Below are 13692 nucleotides of genomic sequence, written 5' to 3'. Positions count from 1 at the left end.
CAGCTCTTCTGGTCAGACGACACCGAAGACGGCTTCCAATACTGTGGGACGGTCATTGCGCGGCGATCAGTTTGTTGACCTGATCGACGTAATCCTTCAGAGTCGGGTCAACCGGCTTCTTTCCTTCGAGCATGGGATTCCAGAGGCTCGTGTTCAGGTTGCCCGCCTTGCCGGCCCAGGGGTCTAGGAATCCGGTGCCGACCTTGTTGGGATTCTTCAGCTCCTGCTGGACCGTGGTAACAATGCCGTTGCCGATGGCGCCGTGCGTCTTGAGGTTCTCGAAGTATCCCGTCGTCCCCGGGAGGTACGCGATGGGAGCGACCGGGTCTTGGGCGTAGGCGTCGTTGAAGACATCGGTGAGCATGTACGAGATGACCTTCCAGGTCGCATCCGAGTTCTTGAGCTTCGACGGCGAGCAGAACGCGTTGGATTCGACTGGAGCGAACTGCTCCGAGGAGCCGCGCGGAATGGGCGCGTATCCCCAGTTCATGTCGGTCTTGGTGTTGAACACCGCGACGGCGTTCCATTGCCCACCCCAAGCCATCGGCACCTTGCCGTTGGCGAACGCAGACCAGGTGCTTTGGCCGGTGAATTCGGGTCCGGTCACCGAACCGTTGGCAATCGCTTGGTTCCACCGCTTCAGCCCGGCCGCGACTTGCGGATCGTCGGTGAACTTCGTGACCCCTTTCCAGAGATGCTCGCTGGCCAGCCCGTTGCCGCCGTTGCTGAGGGAGTAGATCGACGCGCCGACCGGATCGTAGAGATCCCCCCAGCCGGTCTGCATGCCGTACTGGGTGACCTTGCCGCCATTCTTCTTAGTGAGAGCCTTCATGTCCTTGAAGAGGTCATCCCAGGTCCAGTCCGCTGTCGGCAGCGAGAGGCCGGCCTTCTTAAACATGTCTGCGTTGTAGAAGACACCGTAGGTGTTCGCCTCGTTGGGGACCCCGTACTGCTTGCCGTCGACTTGGTAGAGGTCGAGGTAGCCCGGCCCGAACTTGCTCTTGTCCAGCTCCGCACTCTTGGCCCCACTGGCTGTGCCGTTGACGTACGGGGTCCAGTCGTACAGCTTTCCGCTTGCGGCAAGCGGTTGGAAACTGGCATTCAGGTTCGAGCACCAGAAGATGTCCGGCAGGGTGTTGGACAGCACCATGGAGTTGATCTTCTGGTAGTACTGGGCGGCGGCGCCCACGTAGACCAGGTTGACCTTGATCCCAGTCTTTTCGGTGAGCTTGTCGAGCGAGTCCTGATAGAGCTTGCGGTCCTTCGGGCTTGCCCATGTCATCAGGGAGACGGTCTTGGCGCTCGCGGAGCTGTTGTCGTTGCTGTCGCTGCTGCCGTTGCCTCCGCTGAAGCCGCTGCATGAGGTCAGGGCGGTGACGGTGAGCACGGACGCGGCTGCGCAGGCCAGGAGGCGCTTAATGGTCGATGGTGACTTCATCGTTCGTACCTTTCACGTGCTGTGGAAGCATCCGATGAACTGCTATTTGTTGGTGATGGCGAGCGAGCCGAGGCCCATCATGAAGTAGCGCTGAGCGAAGAAGAACAGCAGCAGCGGCGGCAGCATGTACAACAGGTTCGATGCCATGTAGTAGTTGTATTCGGGCGACCCTTGGTTCAGGTTGCCCATGAAGCTCGCCATCCCCAGCGACAGCGTGTACTTCTGGGTGCTGTTCAGGTAGACGAGTGGGTTCAGGAAGTCATTCCAGACGGCCTGGAACGACATGATGGTCATCGTGATCCAGAGCGGCTTGGTCAGTGGGATCATCAGCCGGGTGAAGATCTTCCAGTGCCCGGCACCGTCGATCATGGCGGACTCGTCGATCGAACGCGGTACCGACATGAAGTACTGACGGGCCAGGAAGATGAACACGGGGTTGCCGAGGAACGCCGGCACGAACAGTGGAAACCAGGTGTCGACCAGATGCAGCGAGAAGAACAACCGCTGGATGGGGATCAAGGTCACGATTCCCGGTACGAAGATCGAGAACGTGAACAGGTAGAACCAGAAGCTGCGCCCGCGGAAGTTAATGCGAGCAATCGCATAACCGGCGAGCATGGAGCTGGTCACTGCACCGAAGACCGACAGGACCGTGATCACGATCGTGTTGCCCAGCAGATGGTAGAAGTTGACCTCTTTGGGTCCGTTGACAAAGTTCGACCACTGGAACGTCCTCGGTAGGAACTGCGGCGGCAACTGGAGGATGTCGCTGTCGGGCTTGAGCGCAATCGAAATCATCCACAGCACCGGCACCAGGATCGTGAATCCGAGCAGACCGCACAGCAGATACCACGCGATCCTCGAGATGATCATCGGGACTCGTCGGTTGAGCGGCAACCGGCGGTGCGGTGTGGTCGCGATCACGCTCATCGCCTTTGCCGCCGGCGCGGGTTGGGACGCCGTCGGAGCCTCGCTGGTCACTGGTTCTCCTCAAACACCCACATTGACGAGGTCTTCAGCGCGACCCCGGTGATGATCATGATCACCACGAACAGAATCCACGCTTCAGCAGTTGCCAATCCGAGATTGGGATAACTGCCGAAGGCATCGTTGTAGATCTTGTACATGAACAGCAACGTCGAGGTGCCGGGGCCCCCGTTGGTCAACACCTGGATCTGATTGAAGGCCTGGAACGCGAGCACCAACCCCAGAATCAGCTGCAACAGCAGGATCGGCGTGATCATCGGTAGCGTGATCGAGAAGAAGGTCCGCACCGGACCGGCACCGTCGGTTCGGGCGGCCTCGTACAGCTCTACCGGCACGTTCTGCAAGCCCGCCAGAAAGATGATCATCGATCCACCGACACCCCAGATCCCGACGATGACGATCGAAGGCATCGCCATGTCCGGACTCTGCAGCCATTGACTCGTCGGCAACCCGAGCCTCGTCAACACCTCGTTCGCCAGTCCGTACAGCGGGTCGTAGATGTACTTCCACAGGGTCAGTACGGCGATCGAGGGCAAGACCACGGGCAGGTAGAAGATCGTTCTGAAGATCCGAACTCCTGTCAGTGCCCGATTGAGCAACACGGCAAGGGCAAGCCCGAAGATCATCCCGGACGGCACGCTCAGCAGGACAAAGTACGCGGTCGCGCGTAGAGACGGCCAGAACGTCGGATCCTGGAAGAACATGTAGCGGAAGTTGTTCAGCCCGTCCCACTTCGCCGGGCTCAGCCCGTCCCACTTGGTGAATGCGTGATACAGCGAGCTTGCCAGCGGGTACAACATGAACGCGCATACGCCGATGATTGTCGGGAGGATGAACAGGTACGCAGTGAAGGTGTTGCGCTGGCGATGGGTGAATCGGCTACCTCGCCGGCCCGTGATCGTCGGAATGTTGCTTGCCCGCGAGGCTCCCCCGTCGGCGGACATCACATGCCCTGCCACGATTCAGCCACCCGACCGCGTGAAGTTGATCTTGACAAAACGCGGACGGTTGTTGTTCGCGTTCGCCAGCAGGTCGTCGCCTGACTGACTGTTCACGTTGTAGGAGATGATCAACTCCCGGCCGCGACTGATGCCCGGATGAGCCGCGACGTTGTACGGAGCGTAGAGGTTTCCGACCCCGCCCTCCGGCGCGGTGTAGACGGCGGTCCGCGCGCCGAACGGCCCGACCGGGGACGATGCCGACGCGACATAGATCTTGTGATCGGTGAAGATCGCCGTCGAGGTGGTTGTGAGCACGAATCGGCCGGACATCGGCGTCACGCTGTACGAGGCCCCGACGTCGTTGGTGATCATCGTCGCGGCGCCGGGATCGGTGGACCAGCCGTCGCCGGTGTAGAACTGCCAATCCTTCTCCATCAGGCTACCGTTGCGGCAGCGTGCGACGTATGCGGCGCCGTCTTTGTTGCCGTAGATGTAGATGTGCGATCCAACTCTGACGAGCTCGTTGCCCCAGTTCACCCCGCCCGGCTCGCCGTACGTTTCGGTGATCTTCTCGACACTGAAGTCCGGTCGATACGTCACGACGTCGGACCCGAGCCAGCCGAAGTTCCATGGTGGATCACCGTCAGTCTTGCCGATTCTGCCTTGAAAGACGCGGAGTTTGCCGCCGTCGACGATGCCGTCCCCGTTCCAGTACCAGGGGTCACCGTTGACGGCGCCAGGAGGCGACGCGATCGATTCGGGTGCTTCGTGGGTGCCCGCGGTGATCGTGGTGTACGGCACCCCGTCACGACGGGCGAGGAGGATCGAGCCGTGGATGAAACCGGGATTGGTCATACTCTCGTCCGCGTTCACCGGTCCCAGGAAGGTGTCGTTCATCAGCCAGACGATCCGCCGGCCCGGCAGCACTGCCGAGAAGACGCCGTCAGAGGCCGCCCAGCCGCCGTGGTTAGACCAGCCGCCACCGGAGTTGCCGAACGCTCGAAACGCCTGCGTCAGATACTCATCCGCTGAGGCGACAGGGCTCCAGCTATCGCGACCATGCTGGTGACGGCCAGCCGTATCCGAGCCTTTGTGACTCGCATCGGTCGAACGTGGCGTGACGCCGTAGGCACGCGCCGACGTGGCCGCAAACCCAGCGGCGGCACCCAGCACCGTCGCTCCAAAGGTTCTTCGCGTGAATGTGTTCATGATCTCCCCTCAGGCCGAGCTCACAGCGCTGCCCCCTGGGGCATGCCTGCTACCGGTCAACAATGTCGTCACTGTCATTGGACTGGGGTCCGTACGCTCCCCACCAGCCCATCGGCCGGCCTGAAATCCTGGAATCGTACGGGCGAACTTCCACTGATCATTGCCAACCTTCGGGAAAATGTCAACGTTGACAGTCGCTGTCTACATTGGCACACTCAGGTTGCGGATCCTGGGCGTTCCAAGAGAGTCGGCCGGCACGGTCTTCGCCGGAAACGCGCCGCCGAAGACCGCCCGCCGGGCGTATCCGCCCAACCCAGATCTGTGTGCGACAACGACCACGACTGACGAAGTAGCTCACCTGCTACGAGTCATCGACAGGTCATTCAGCCGCTGGACCGCATGGACTTCGCGAAGGGAAAGTGATGACGATCTCGCTGCAGACCGGCACCAGAGTGATGTTCACCGGCGACTCGATCACCGACTGCAGGCGGTTGGAGACCGACAATCCGTTGGGGTACGGGTATCCCCTGCGTGTGGCCGGCCAATGGGGGCTCGCGCATCCAGACAGGCAGCCAATCTGGTTGAACAGCGGCATCTCTGGCAACAAGGTTGCCGACCTCCAGGCGCGTTGGCACAGCGACGTCGTCGACGCCAGACCGAACGTCGTGTCGGTCATGGTCGGCATCAACGACTGCGCGTCGCGGTACTTCGCCGATTCAAGCCCAGTACCAGAGAGCGTCTACCGCTCCGGTTTTTCAGCTCTGCTGGATCCACTTGCCGAAGCAGGAGTAAAGTTGATCTTGATCGAGCCCTTCCTGCTACCCGTGAACGACGACCAGCGCCACTGGCGAGCGGACCTTGATCCAAAGATCCAGGTGGTCCGCGATCTTGCCGGGCAGTACAGCGCCCAGCTGATCGCGACCGACGGCATGTTCGCCGAGCTTGCCGCAGTCACCGGTCCCCAGTACTGGGCACCCGACGGCGTACATCCCACAGCGGCCGGTCATCAAGCCATCGCGGAAGCGTGGCTCCAGGTAGTCGAGTGACCGCTCCCGGCGAGCGCTCCGATCGGATCGACGGCGCCATTTACCATGCCCCCATGACCGTCGACCGCGTATCGGATGTGACAGGCGGCGTCGCACAACCGTTGGCTCGTCAACGGCCACGTTTGAAGGATGTCGCTGTCGCAACCGGGCTGAGCATCAAGACCGTGTCGCGTGCGTTGCGCGGAGAATCCAACGTGGCGGAGTCGACTCGCCAGTTGGTGCAGACAGAGGCCGACCGCCTTGGCGTCCAGCTCAACGACGTCGCCGCCGGGCTTCGCAGGAAGACGCAAGCGATGACATCGATCGGCGTGATGCTCGGTGACTTTGCCAACCCGTTCTTTGCACCGATGCTGAAGGGCATCGACGCCGTCGCTGCCGAACACGGTTACCTGGTCCTGACCGCCGACGCTCAGAACGACGGGGACATCGAGCGACGCGCCATCCGCTCATTCCTTGCACACCGCGTTGCCGGCCTGATCATCGCGCCGAGCGGCGACGATCTCAGCTACCTGGCCAACGAGGTCGCCTACGGCTCGGCGGTTGTGTTCGTGGATTCTCCACCGCTCGGACTGGAGGGCGCGACAGACTCGGTCACCACCACGAACTTTGCAAGCACCAAACTGGGAGTCGAACACTTGATCCAGCGCGGCCATCGCAGGATCGGTTACCTCGGCCATCCCCGCGGCGGCAGCGGCGCCAACGGCCGATGGTCCGGCTACCGCGCGGCACTGCGCGAGGCTGGCATGAAAGTCGACCGATCACTCGTCAGACACGGCCTGTACACCGAGTCGGACGCGACCGCAGCGGCCGATCGAATCATGCGTGCCGAGCCCGATGCCGTCGTGGTGGACAACAACCGGTTGTGCACCGGCCTGCTGCAATCCCGGCTCTTCGCGGAGCACCGGCCCGAAGTGCTGGGTTTCGACCGGTTTTCGCTCGCCGCCGAGTTCGGCATCACAGTGATCGACAGCAACCCGTACGAGGTCGGCCGTGCCGGCGCGCGGTTGTTGTTCGAACGTCTGGCCGACCCCTTCCGACCGCCGCGGCACATCGAAGTCCCGGCGACCCTGACCGTCAACGACCGGGCCATCTATTAGTCGGCGATAAGCCAGACCGCGCTGGTTGTCGCTGTGTGAACCTTGGCGCACGCGCGCGGGTTCCGCTGGCACACCCACTGCTGATGTGCAGTAGCTGCCGCGAAGCCAGAGGGGCATCAAGTAACCTCAGCAACTACACAATTTGCCTTTAAGGAACGCTCGTGAGCAAGCTCGGAACTTTCATCTGGTCGATCGCGGACCAGCTCCGCGGCCCGTACCGTCCGAACCAATACGGGACCGTCATCCTGCCGTTCACGATCCTGCGCCGGCTGGACTGCATCTTGGAGCCCGACCGTGAGGTCGTACGTGAACTCGCCGCCAAGTTCGACAACCCGAACCGGCTCAAGGTCGAGGTCAAGAAGGCCACGGACCGGCCCTTCTACAACACCTCGAAGTACTCCTTCGCGAACCTTCTGGCCGATCCGGACGGACTCGCAGACAATCTGGCTGACTATGTCGATCGGTTCTCCGACGACGTAGATGTCTTCGAGTACTTCGACTTCAAGAAGGAGATCCTCGCACTGGAGAAGGCGGGGCTGCTGCGCGAGATCGTGAAGTCCTTCGGCACTGTTGATCTTCATCCGTCGGTTGTGTCGAACTCCGACATGGGGGACGCGTTCGAATACATCATCCGCAAGTTCAACGAGGCCGCCAATGAGACGTCCGGTGATCACTACACGCCCCGCGACGCGATCCGATTGCTCGTCGATCTGCTCTTCGCCGAGAAGGGCGCCGACCTCACCGAGGGCGGCATCGTCCGCACGCTCTACGACCCGACAGCCGGCACCGGCGGCATGCTCTCCCTGGCCGAGGAACACCTGCTCGCCCAGAACCCCGACGCGCGGCTGCGTCTCTACGGCCAGGAGTACAACCCGCAGTCGTACGCGATCTGCAAGTCCGATCTGTTGGCCAAGGGCCACGACGGCACCAATATCGCCTTCGGCAACACACTGACCGACGATGCGTTCAAGAACCGTCAGTTCGACTTCTGCATGTCCAATCCGCCGTATGGAGTGGACTGGAAGCAATACGCCAAGGCGATCAAGGACGAACGCGACTCCGCCGGCCCGTACGGCCGATTCGCTCCCGGTCTGCCGTCCACTTCCGACGGCCAGATGTTGTTCCTCCTCCACCTTGCGCACAAGATGCGGGCTCCCGAGGACGGCGGCGGCCGCGTTGGCATCATCATGAATGGCTCCCCGCTCTTCAACGGGGCCGCGGAATCCGGGCCATCGAACATCCGTCGCTGGCTGCTCGAGAATGATCTTGTCGATGCGATCGTCGCGCTGCCGACCAACATGTTCTTCAACACCGGTATCGCCACCTACATCTGGATCCTCGACAACACCAAACAGCCAGAACGCAAGGGCAAGGTCCAACTGATCGACGGCACGTCCTTCTGGACCAAGATGCGCAAGAACTTGGGCTCCAAGAATCGCGAGATGGGCGACGACGACCGCGCCGAGGTCGTACGCCTGTACGCCGACTTCGACGACGCCGACCCCGAGCTGTCCAAGGTGCTGAGCAACGATGAGTTCGGCTACTGGACCGTCACCGTCGAACGGCCACTGCTGGACGAAGACGAGACCCCAGCCGTTGACCGCAAGGGCAAACCGAGGCCCGATGCCAAGAAGCGCGACACGGAGAACGTCCCCTTCACCTACGGCGGCTCGACCGCTGGCGCGGCCGGGAAGACTGAGGTCGTCCAGGCCTACTTCGATGCCGAGGTCAAGCCGTATGTTCCGGACGCATGGATCGACTGGGTCAAGATCAAGATCGGCTACGAGATTCCGTTCACCCGACAGTTCTACAAGTACATCCCGCCTCGGCCACTCGCGGAGATCGATGCTGACTTGGAGAAGCAGGTTGCCATAATCATTCATCTTATGAGTGAGGTGGAAGGGTGAGTTCGCTGCCACTGATCGGTGTACACCGAGCCGTCGCTCCATTGCTAGAGACCCGACCTCCGACTTGGCAGGCCATTCGCTTTAAAAGCCTGTTGGACCGTCGCGAGCGGCGCAATGACGACCTCACGTACGAAATGTTGTCGCTACGTTCGACGGGTGACATTGTCGCGCGCTCCGAGATGGGAGGGCGGCAGGAGCCTGACGACGCCAGCCGGCCGAAATACCTCATCGCTGAAGTTGACGATCTTGTAGTTAACCCGATGTGGCTAATCGGTGGCGGAATCGGCGTGACGCAACGTGCCGGCGCGGTTAGCCCCGATTACCGGGTCTTTCGACCTCGCGGAGACCTGCTTCCACGGTTCGCTCACTACTTGCTGCGATCACAAGCATACCTCGACCAATACATGCTGTACACACGTGCACAAACCACGTTCGACCGACGTGTGCAGCAGCCGGACCTCAACAACCTACCGATACTTGTGCCGCCGTTGGGCGAGCAGCTCGCCATCGCCGGCTACCTCGACCGCGAGACGGCCCGCATAGACACGCTCATCGACGAGCAGCAGCAGCTAATCAAGTTGCTCCGTGAGCGACGGTTCGCTGTCGTTACAAACGCCCTCAGCTGGCCGTCGCTCTCAGCAGTCAGAGGAGACAAACTCGGACGCTCAGCCCGAATCGGAAACGGATCAACGCCAAGGCGCGACAACCTGACCTACTGGGAAGGGGGCCACACCCCGTGGCTTAACAGCGCAGTGGTCAATCAGCAGCGGGTCACCGACTCTGACCAATTCGTAACTGACACAGCGATGAAGGAATGCCATCTCCCGATCGTCACGCCAGGCTCAGTGCTGATCGGCCTGACAGGCCAGGGGAAGACACGTGGTACCGCGACGATCCTCGATATCGAGGCGACCGTCAATCAGCACGTTGCGTACGTCACGCCAGATCGCAATGTGTGGTGCCCGGAGTATCTCCTTTGGTCGATCAGAGCCTCATACTCGGATCTTCGAAGGATCAGCGAAGAGAATGGCAGCACAAAAGGTGGCCTGACATGTGAGGCGCTCAAGCAATTCCGAGTGCTCGCTCCGCCGCTCGTCGATCAACGCCGGATTGCCACTTACCTCGACGACCAGACCGCCAAGATTGCTTCCCTCATTAACGAAGCAGAGCGATTCATCGAGCTCTCACGCGAACGCCGTGCTGCACTCATCACAGCGGCGGTGACTGGTCAGATCGACGTGCGAGAGGCAGCTCGATGAATGATCACGCTTTGCTCTTGATCACGGCGATCGGATCGGTGGTCACGGCTGTGGCGACGGTAGGCCTCTGGCTTGTCGGCTGGCGAACGCTCGGCGGTGCACGCGATCAGCTTCGACTGCTCCAGGAGCAGTCACGATCACAGGCTCGGCCATACGTCGTCCTAGAGGTCGTCCCTGGATTTCACCCGCCGCCTGCCCTGGACCTTGTCGTCCGAAACACGGGTCGCTCGATGGCGCGCAATCTCATCCTTGAAACGGAGCCCTGGGCCGCGCAGGGAGAGACCGATCACATAACGGAGCGACTTCTTGCCTTTATGAAGGCGCCACGATTGCTGGCTCCGGGGTCGCGCATTCGTGTGATGTGGTCCTACGAGAAGGATGGCGAAACGGCTGGTGCGCCAGCCGCACAGGCCGTGACTGCCGTCTATACGGACGACGCAGGCGTCGAGTATCGCGATCACTACACCTTCGGGCTGGATGAGGTTCTGGCCGCTGCCCCCGTGCCAAGCACAGGGGCTCGAACCGCATCTGGAGAGGACAAGGCGTTGAAGAACATCGATCACGCCATCCGAAGTCTGAGCGCCAATGTGGCGGAATTGAGGCGATAACGAATGGCCGATCACAACGAGGTGATCTTCGAGACCGAGATCTGTCAGCATCTCGAGGCCAACGGCTGGCTCTACTCGACCAAGGACACGGGCTACGATCGCGAACGCGCCCTCTTCCCCGGGGACCTCTTCGCATGGCTGGAGCAGACCCAGCCGACGGGGTACCAGAAAGCGTTGAAGGCTGCCAGCTCACAGCCGAAGCTCCTCGATGTTCTGGTATCCGCACTCGACAAGCCACTGGAGCATGGCGGTGGCACGCTGAACATTCTGCGCAACGGGGTTCAGTACATCGGTGGCGGCCGGTTGAAGATGGCTCAGTTCCGTCCGGAGACCTCACTCAACGAGACGACGAACGCCGAGTACTCAGCGACGCGGGTTCGCGTTATGCGCCAGGTGCACTTCTCTACCGCAGATCAGCGCAGCATCGATCTGGTGTTCTTCGTCAACGGCATCCCGGTCGCCACGGTCGAGCTGAAAACCGACTTCACTCAATCTCTCGACGAGGCGATCAACCAGTACAAGAAGGATCGCAAGCCTCTCACCAACGGGCGGGCGGAGCCACTGCTCTCATTCGGCCACCGAGCGCTGGTCCACTTCGCGGTCTCCAATGACCTTGCGGCGATGACCACTCGGCTGGAGGGCGAGAAGACTCACTTCTTGCCATTCAACGTCGGCTTCGACTATGGTGCCGGCAACCCGCCCGGCGCCGATGGCAAGTCCGCCACCGCGTACCTGTGGGAACGGGTGTGGGAGAAGCACTCCTGGCTCAACATCATCGGCCGATTGATGATTGTGGAGACCAAGCAGGAATGGGATGTCGCCACCGGATCGTCGATCCGGCGGACCAACATGCTCTTCCCCCGCTTCCACCAGTGGGAGGCCGTGACGAACATCGTCGCCGCTGTCATCGAGGAGGGCGTCGGTCAGCGGTACCTGATCGAGCACTCCGCAGGCTCCGGCAAGACGAACACCATCGCCTGGACCGCGCACCGTCTCGCACGACTGCATGTAGCCAACGAGAAGGTCTTCGACTCCGTCATCGTGGTCGTGGATCGCACCGTGCTCGATACCCAGCTCCAGGACGCGATCCGGCAGATAGATGGCACCGGCAAGATCGTTGCCACCATCAGTCCCGAAGACGTACGCAAAGCCGGCGCCAAGTCCAAGTCCGGCCTGCTGGCCACTGCGCTGAAGAACGGCGAGTTGATCATCGCCGTCACGGTGCAGACCTTCCCTTTCGCACTCGATGAGATCCGAGCCGACAAGGGTGTGAAGGGCAAGACGTTTGCCGTCATCGCCGATGAAGCGCATTCGTCGCAATCCGGCCAGATCTCCTCGAAGCTCAAGGAGGTGCTGACCGCCGATGAGCTTAAGGACATCGAAGAAGGCGGCGAGGTCGATGTCGAGGCGATCCTGGCCGCGGAAATGACCGAGCGTGCAGAGTCGAACAACATCTCGTACTTCGCGTTCACCGCGACGCCGAAGAACAAGACGCTCGAGCTCTTCGGGCGCAAGGGGCCCGATGGAAGGCCCCAGGAGTTCCATCTCTACTCGATGAAGCAGGCGATCGAGGAGGGCTACATCCTAGATGTGCTGAAGGGGTACCAGTCCTATGACACCGCCCTGAAGATCGCCGGCAAGGCCGACGCCGGCGCCAGCGGTAAGGAAGTCGAGGAGTCCGCCGCGCGGAAGGGCCTGATGCGATGGGTGAAGCTGCACCCGACGAACATCAGTCAGAAGGTCCAGATCATCGTCGAGCACTTCCACACCAACATCGCATATCTCCTTGAAGGCAAGGCGAAGGCCATGGTGGTGACCGACTCGCGCAAGGCGGCGGTCAAGTACAAGAAGGCGATCGATGCCTACATTGCCAAGCGCGCAGCCGAGGATGCGGCGTACACCTATCGCACGCTCGTCGCGTTCTCCGGGTCCGTCACCATGTCCGAGGACGAGGAGTGGGGCGAGGATTGGGGTCCGGCTCCGACGAAGGATGACGAGTTCTCCGAGGCGAACATGAATCCCGGCGCCGGCTCGGACTTGGCTGCGGCGTTCCGAGGCGACACGTACAAGATCATGATCGTCGCCAACAAGTTCCAGACCGGTTTCGATCAGCCGCTGCTCTCGGCCATGTACGTGGACAAGCGACTCTCCGGTGTCACCGCCGTGCAGACGCTGTCGCGACTCAACCGGACCCACCGGACGGCCGGCGGAGAGCAGAAGCGCAAGACCTTCGTGATCGACTTCGTCAACAAGCCCGAGGACATCAAAACCGCCTTCGAGCCCTACTTCAAGAACGCAACCCTGGAGACCGAAACCGATCCGTACGTCGTCATCCACCTGTCCAACAAGCTCGCCCAGGCAGGGATCTACAGCGATGACCAGGTCAAAGAGGTTGCCAAGCTGTGGGTCACACGGGCTGGCAACAACGCTCTATCGGCGGCGATCAGTCCTGCCCAGCACGACTTCAAACGTCGCTACGCACGCGCCATCGAGGAGGACGACAAGGTCACGCTGAACACCTTGGACCTCTTCCGCAAGGACGTCTCGACCTACGTCCGGCTCTACGACTTCATGAGCCAGATCGTCGACTATGGCGACCCATACCTGGAAGAGCTTTCTATCTTCCTGCGGTTGCTGGAGCGAGTCATCGCCGAGTCGGCCTGGGCCGCCGATGTTGATCTTTCCGACGTAGTCCTGGTCGGTGTGAAGCACACGAAGGCACCGACTCTCGATATTTCCTTGATCGGGGACGGCCAGCTCAAGGGCATCACCGGCGCGGGCACGGGGACGAAGAAGGAGCCGAAGTACGTCGCCCTGCAGGCCGTGATCGACAAGATGAACGACCTCTTCGGCGCCGAGTCCTTCACCGAGTCCCAGGTCCGGGAGTTCGTGCAAGGGCTCGTTCAGCGTCTGCTGGCCGACCCGGATCTTGTCAAGCAGACCAAGGTGAACTCCAAGAAGCAGTTCATGGAGTCGCAGGACTTCCAGGCCGCCGTCACCGAGGCCGTGGTCGACAACCAGGAAGCCCATAACACGATGGCCGACTACTTCTTCAGCGATGGTCCGGGCATCAACGGCATCATCGTGGCGCTCGCCGATGCCTTCTACGAGGCCGCGATCGATCAGGCGGCTGGCTAGCTAGCCGCGAGCTGTGAATCACCGACGCCGGGGCGCAGCTCTCTCGCACGACAACCCGGCTG

Annotated in this window: 10 protein-coding genes; 6 read left to right on the top strand and 4 right to left on the bottom strand. The window is 61.4% G+C overall.

Annotated elements, in window-relative coordinates; all coding sequences use genetic code 11:
* Positions 1–52: 52 nt before the first annotated feature.
* The 4 genes from FOE78_RS04550 to FOE78_RS04535 all read right to left on the bottom strand — a co-directional run bounded on the left by FOE78_RS04550 (position 53) and on the right by FOE78_RS04535 (position 4263).
* The gene (locus FOE78_RS04550; RefSeq protein WP_143985256.1) at positions 53–1438 is read right to left on the bottom strand and encodes an ABC transporter substrate-binding protein; all 1386 of its coding nucleotides are present in this window, start codon (positions 1436–1438) and stop codon (positions 53–55) included.
* Between the two features lie 42 nt (positions 1439–1480).
* Positions 1481–2251 carry a carbohydrate ABC transporter permease gene (locus FOE78_RS04545; protein WP_228266047.1) on the bottom strand — a complete coding sequence of 257 codons (771 nt, stop codon included), beginning with the start codon at positions 2249–2251 and terminating at the stop codon, positions 1481–1483.
* A 164-nt stretch (positions 2252–2415) separates the two neighbouring features.
* On the bottom strand, positions 2416–3225 hold the full coding sequence (locus tag FOE78_RS04540; protein WP_210414807.1) for a carbohydrate ABC transporter permease: 810 nt from the start codon (positions 3223–3225) through the stop codon (positions 2416–2418).
* 162 nt (positions 3226–3387) lie between these two features.
* On the bottom strand, positions 3388–4263 hold the full coding sequence (locus FOE78_RS04535) for a hypothetical protein (protein ID WP_143985255.1): 876 nt from the start codon (positions 4261–4263) through the stop codon (positions 3388–3390).
* A 734-nt stretch (positions 4264–4997) separates the two neighbouring features.
* Between FOE78_RS04535 and FOE78_RS04530 the strand changes: the two genes are divergently transcribed.
* From FOE78_RS04530 to FOE78_RS04505, 6 genes are all read left to right on the top strand, one after another.
* Positions 4998–5621 (top strand): SGNH/GDSL hydrolase family protein, encoded by a 624-nt coding sequence (locus FOE78_RS04530; protein WP_143985254.1) that lies wholly within the window; start codon positions 4998–5000, stop codon positions 5619–5621.
* On the top strand, positions 5618–6718 hold the full coding sequence (locus FOE78_RS04525; protein ID WP_143985253.1) for a LacI family DNA-binding transcriptional regulator: 1101 nt from the start codon (positions 5618–5620) through the stop codon (positions 6716–6718). Before FOE78_RS04530 ends, FOE78_RS04525 begins: the two co-directional genes overlap by 4 nt.
* A gap of 161 nt (positions 6719–6879) precedes the next feature.
* On the top strand, positions 6880–8625 hold the full coding sequence (locus FOE78_RS04520) for a type I restriction-modification system subunit M (RefSeq protein WP_143985252.1): 1746 nt from the start codon (positions 6880–6882) through the stop codon (positions 8623–8625).
* Positions 8622–9884, top strand: coding sequence for a restriction endonuclease subunit S (locus tag FOE78_RS04515; protein WP_210414806.1), 1263 nt, complete (start codon positions 8622–8624; stop codon positions 9882–9884). The genes FOE78_RS04520 and FOE78_RS04515 overlap by 4 nt, the downstream gene beginning before the upstream one ends.
* A gap of 230 nt (positions 9885–10114) precedes the next feature.
* Positions 10115–10492, top strand: coding sequence for a hypothetical protein (locus FOE78_RS04510; RefSeq protein WP_143985251.1), 378 nt, complete (start codon positions 10115–10117; stop codon positions 10490–10492).
* Positions 10493–10495: 3 nt separating this feature from the next.
* Positions 10496–13630, top strand: coding sequence for a type I restriction endonuclease subunit R (locus FOE78_RS04505; protein WP_143985250.1), 3135 nt, complete (start codon positions 10496–10498; stop codon positions 13628–13630).
* The last annotated feature ends 62 nt before the right edge of the window (positions 13631–13692 follow it).

Source organism: Microlunatus elymi (assembly GCF_007362775.1).
GTDB lineage: Bacteria > Actinomycetota > Actinomycetes > Propionibacteriales > Propionibacteriaceae > Microlunatus > Microlunatus elymi.
This window is presented reverse-complemented; position numbering and strand designations above follow the sequence as displayed.

Bases quoted from the DNA above. Each gene is read 5' to 3' on its own strand.
- FOE78_RS04535 (WP_143985255.1), bottom strand. From the start codon at position 4,263: ATGAACGACACCTTCCTGGGACCGGTGAACGCGGACGAGAGTATGACC.
- FOE78_RS04510 (WP_143985251.1), top strand. From the start codon at position 10,115: ATGGCGCGCAATCTCATCCTTGAAACGGAGCCCTGGGCCGCGCAGGGA.
- FOE78_RS04550 (WP_143985256.1), bottom strand. From the start codon at position 1,438: ATGAAGTCACCATCGACCATTAAGCGCCTCCTGGCCTGCGCAGCCGCG.
- FOE78_RS04505 (WP_143985250.1), top strand. From the start codon at position 10,496: ATGGCCGATCACAACGAGGTGATCTTCGAGACCGAGATCTGTCAGCAT.
- FOE78_RS04540 (WP_210414807.1), bottom strand. From the start codon at position 3,225: ATGTTGTACCCGCTGGCAAGCTCGCTGTATCACGCATTCACCAAGTGG.
- FOE78_RS04530 (WP_143985254.1), top strand. From the start codon at position 4,998: ATGACGATCTCGCTGCAGACCGGCACCAGAGTGATGTTCACCGGCGAC.